The following is a 4,137-nucleotide window of genomic DNA, read 5'->3' as shown; positions in this document are numbered from 1 at the left end:
TTCAGCCATTCTCGGCCCGATTCGCCGTCGTGCGTAGTGAATGGCTCATTGAGGGACATAGAGTCCCTCAATGTGCCATTCACGGCCTTCCGTTGACCGCTTGCGCGGCAGAGGAATCCTTAACCGACGTTGGCCGAGAAGGAGTTGACCGCGAGGCCGACGCCGCCGCGCCAGGGTTCGAACCCGGCCTGGATGCTGGTCAGGTACCAGGAGTTGTCGACCCGGGTGCGGGCGTCGACGTCACGCACGAAGTCCATGACGTTGAACGACCACCCCGAGATCGTGGACTGGGCCACGTAGGACAGCACGTCGTTGCCGCCGTTGTTGCCCTGCCACACCTCCCAGCTTCGGCCGCCGATGTTCGTCGTGCCGACCCGCCCGCCGACCGGCTGCACCCCGCCCGTGCGGTTGAACCAGATCATCAGCTCCATCTGGTTGACCCCGTTGGTCTTCGCGGTGGGATCCATCCAGATGTCGTAGGAGGCGTCGAAGACCGCACCGCCGACGTAGTTGAAGGAGATCGACGACGACGCGCTGCCGATCCGGCCGAGCTGCCGGGGCAGGTTCGTGCCGGGGGAGCAGTTCCCGTAGTGGCAGCCGACGTAGATCGCCGGGTACGACAACGGCGCTCCGCCGCTGGTGGAGCCCTGCTGGGTCTGGATCCGGAACCCGCTGCCGGTGACGTTGATGCACTGCTGCGCGCTGCTGCCCCAGCGGTTGTTCATGACGACGTACCGGCCGCCGATCGTCGTCGTGCCGTACTGGTCGCAGATCAGCGTGTCCGCGTGCGCGGCCGGTGCCGCACCGACGGCGGGTGCCGTGAGGCCGGCCAGGGCGAGTGCCACCACGGACAGGGCGTGCTTGAGTTTCATGTGCCGTCTCCACTTCATTGTGGGCGTGCCTGGGAGCGCTCTCAGCTTGCTCGCTGTCGATGAAACCACACCGAAACCGCGGAGCAAAGAGGCGGTTCGTGATCAATTTTCGGGATCGGGCGCCGTGGCCGCCGGGCGGCGATTGCCACGGGTGGACCGGTGTGGTTACAGTCCTCTTTGCTGGGAGCGCTCCCATTATGGCGGCCTCATCACGCCGGCCCGGCCGGTTTTCCTTCCCAGCCACCATCGGCACGCCGACGACGACGAGGAGATGGCGAATGCGGGCGAGAAGGTTTCGAGGCGGCCTGGCGTTGCTGGCCGCGGTGGCGCTCGGGCTGACGGCCGGTGCCGTGCCCGCGTCCGCCGCGGAGTACGAACGGCTGCTCAATGGAGGTTTCTCCAGTGGCACCCTCGACCCGTGGTGGGCCGGGGCGGAGACGACCGGCCGCGTCGCGGGCGGAGAGTTCTGCACCGACGTCACCGGCGGCACGGTCAACGGCTACGACGCCCTGGCCGGCCAGAACGGCGTGCCGTTCGAAGCGGGCCAGCCGTACACCTTGACGTTCGACGCGCACGCGAGGACCACCCAGCAGATCTCGGCGGTCGCGGGCGAGGCCGTGACGCCCTACCGGCAGATCGCGCGCAAAGACCTGACGGTCACGCCCGCGACCCAGCACTTCACCCTCACCTTCACGGCCACTTTGGACTTCCCGAACGGCGGCAACGGCCAGCTGGCCTTCTGGTTCGGCGGCCAGCCGGCCGACAACACCGTCTGCCTGGACAACATTTCGCTGATCGGCGGGGTCATCCCGCCCGGCGGCCTGCCGCCGACCAGCGGCATCCGGGTGAACCAGGAGAGCTACGTGCCCGGCCTGCCCAAGCAGGCCACGGTGATCAGCGACTCGGCCACGCCGCTGACGTGGACGTTGAAGAACGCCGCCGGTTCCGCCGTGGCCACCGGCCAGACCCGGCCCCGTGGCGCGGACACCGCGTCCGGCGAGAAGGTGCACGAGATCGACTTCTCCGCCTACGACACCGCGGGCACCGGTTACACGCTGACGGTCGGCGCCGAGACCAGTTTCCCGTTCGACATCTCCGCGGACGGGCTGAAGAAGCTGCGCTACGACTCGCTGGCGTTCTTCTACCACCAGCGCAGTGGTATCGCGATCGACGCCAGGTACGCCGGCGCGGCCTACGCGCGCCCCGCCGGGCACCTGAACGTGGCGCCGAACCAGGGCGACAACAACGTTCCCTGCCGGTCCGACCTGAACTGCGGCTACACCCTCGACGTGCGCGGCGGCTGGTACGACGCCGGTGACCACGGCAAGTACGTGGTCAACGGCGGCATCGCGGCGTGGCAGGTGCTCGACGAGTACGAGCGGGCACTGCGGATGGGGGACGCGAGCGCGCTGGGCGACGGGAAGCTGGCGATCCCGGAACAGGGCAACGGCGTCCCCGACGTCCTCGACGAGGCCCGCTGGGAGGTCGACTTCCTGCTGGAAATGCAGGTGCCGGACGGCAAGCCGAACGCGGGCATGGTGCACCACAAGATCCACGACGCGCAGTGGACCGCCCTGCCCACCCGGCCTGAGCAGGACAGCCAGCCCCGCCGGCTGTCGCCGCCGAGCACCGCGGCCACGCTGAACATGGCCGCGGTCGCCGCGCAGGCGTCGCGGTTGTGGCGGACGATCGACCCGGCGTACTCGGCGAAGCTGCTCGCCGCGGCCGAGAAGGCTTACGCCGCGGCGAAGGCCAACCCGAGCATGCTCGCCGACCCCGACGACGGCACCGGTGGTGGCACCTACAGCGACAACACCGTCACCGACGAGTTCTACTGGGCGGCCGCGGAGCTGTACGCGACCACCGGGAAGAGCCCGTACCGCGGTGATGTCACCGGGTCCTCGCTCTACCGCGGTGTAAGTTTCACGACCCACGGTTTCGACTGGGGCTCGACGGGCGCGCTCGGCGACATCACGCTCGCGTTGGTGCCGAACGACCTGCCGGCGGCGGACATCGCGGCGACCAGGACGGCGATCGCCACGACCGCCGACAGTCACCTGACGCAGATGCGGTCCATGGGTTACCCGGCGCCCTACCGGACGGCCGACGGCTCGTACGAGTGGGGATCCAACGGCCTGGTGGCCAACAACGGCGTGGTGCTCGCCCTCGCGTACGACTTCACCAAGCAGGACAAGTACCGCGACGGCGCGTTCCAGGCGATGTACTACCTGCTGGGCCGCAACCCGGCGAACTACTCCTACGTCTCCGGCCACGGTGACCAGCCGGTGCGGAACGTGCACCACCGGTTCTGGGCGCACCAGCTGGACGCGTCGCTGCCGACCGCGCCGCCGGGCGCGCTGTCCGGCGGGCCCAACAGCGGCCTGCAGGACCCGACCGCGGCCCGGCTGCTCGCCGGCTGCGCGCCCCAGCGCTGCTTCGTGGACGACATCCAGGCGTACTCGGTGAACGAGGTCGCCGTCAACTGGAACTCGGCGCTGGCCTGGCTGGCGAACTGGACGGCGGAGAAGTCGCCGTCCGGTGTGGACACGACCGCCCCGACCGCCGCCGGCACGCCCGCGGTGTCCGCGGTGTCGAGCACCGGCGCGACGGTGACCTGGCCGGCGGCCGCCGACCCGGAAAGCGGCGTCAAGAGCTACGACGTGGTCCGCGTGAACGGCTCGGCCCGCACGGTGCTCGCCACCGTCGCCGGGACATCCGCGACCTTGACCGGTCTCTCGCCGTCGACCGCGTACAGCGTGGTCGTGGTGGCGCGCAACGGCGCGGGCCTGGCGGGTCCGGACTCACCCGCCGCGCAGTTCACGACGCTGCCGGGCACACCGGTCGGCGGCTGCGCGGTGACCTACACGGCGAACTCCTGGAACGGCGGCTTCACGGCCACGGTGAACCTGACCAACACCGGCACCACCGCCTGGCCGACCTGGACGCTGAAGTTCGCCTTCCCGGGCAACCAGAAGGTGACGCAGGGCTGGTCGGCGACGTGGTCGCAGGCGAGCGCGAACGTGACCGCCGTGGCCATGCCCTGGAACGCCTCGGTGGCGCCGGGCCAGTCCGTCTCGCTCGGGTTCAACGGCAGCTACACCGGGAGCAATGCGAATCCGGCGGCGTTCACCGTGAACGGGAGGGCGTGCGCCTGACGACCAGACGACCAGACTCGGCGAGCCGGAACCGCAACCACTGCTCGGCCGCCAGCGGTCGGCCGGTCGTCGGGATCTCACGGCCTTTGGCGTGGCTGACGAGAGCGTCG

At 69.8% G+C, this 4,137-nt stretch carries 2 protein-coding genes; one reads left to right on the top strand and one right to left on the bottom strand.

Annotated features, from left to right (window positions below):
- Positions 1–119: 119 nt before the first annotated feature.
- Positions 120–872, bottom strand: coding sequence for a glycoside hydrolase (locus AB0M82_RS45845; protein WP_364736184.1), 753 nt, complete (start codon positions 870–872; stop codon positions 120–122).
- Positions 873–1,150: 278 nt separating this feature from the next.
- Here AB0M82_RS45845 and AB0M82_RS45840 point away from each other — a divergent pair, with 278 nt between their 5' ends.
- Positions 1,151–4,027, top strand: coding sequence for a glycoside hydrolase family 9 protein (locus AB0M82_RS45840; RefSeq protein WP_364736181.1), 2,877 nt, complete (start codon positions 1,151–1,153; stop codon positions 4,025–4,027).
- The last annotated feature ends 110 nt before the right edge of the window (positions 4,028–4,137 follow it).

This window comes from Amycolatopsis sp. NPDC051128, assembly GCF_040682715.1.
In the GTDB taxonomy this organism is placed as follows: Bacteria; Actinomycetota; Actinomycetes; order Mycobacteriales; family Pseudonocardiaceae; genus Amycolatopsis.
The sequence above is the reverse complement of the archived record's forward strand: the minus strand, read 5'-3'. Positions and strand labels throughout refer to the sequence as shown.